Origin of the sequence: Streptomyces sp. MB09-01 (assembly GCF_033794505.1) — a bacterium.
Lineage (GTDB): Bacteria > Actinomycetota > Actinomycetes > Streptomycetales > Streptomycetaceae > Streptomyces.
Genome location: NZ_JARAYQ010000609.1, coordinates 1 through 587, shown reverse-complemented (window position 1 = coordinate 587; position 587 = coordinate 1). Strand labels below are relative to the sequence as shown.

Annotated in this window: 1 protein-coding gene; it reads left to right on the top strand. The window is 73.4% G+C overall.

Annotated features, from left to right (window positions below):
• The coding region (locus PV721_RS43705; RefSeq protein WP_319734483.1) for a DUF4097 family beta strand repeat-containing protein at positions 1 to 585 on the top strand (585 nt) is incomplete at its 5' end.
• Between the last annotated feature and the right edge of the window lie 2 nt (positions 586 to 587).

Here is a 587-nt window from a genome sequence, read left to right as displayed (position 1 = left end):
GACACCCGGGTCGAGGTGCTGCCGGCGAACGCGTCGAGGGGCCGGGACGTGAGGGCGGCGGAGGGGACGAGGGTCGAGTTCGCGGACGGGGTGCTGCGGATCGCGACGCCGGAGGGGAAGAACCAGTTCCTCGGGGCTTCGGGGTCGGTGGAGGTGACGGTTCAGCTGCCGGCGGGTTCCCGCGTGGAGGCGAAGGCGGCCAGTGCGGAGTTCCGCGGGGTGGGCCGGCTCGGTGACGTCGTTTTCGAGGGGGCGCAGGGCACGGTCAAGCTCGACGAGACCGCCGGCGCGCACCTGACCCTGATGGCGGGTGACGTAACGGTCGGCCGGCTGGGTGGTCCGGCCCGGATCAGCACGCAGAAGGGTGACATCCACGTCGCCGAGGCGGTGCGCGGTGCGGTCGAGCTGCGGACCGAGGCCGGTGACGTGTCGGTCGGCGCCGCCCGCGGGGTCTGCGCCTCCCTGGACGCGGGCACCGGCCACGGCCGCATCCACAACTCCCTGAAGAACAGCGACGGCGCCAACGCCGCCCTCACCCTCCACGCCACCACCGGCTACGGCGACATCACCGCCCGCAGCATCTGAGG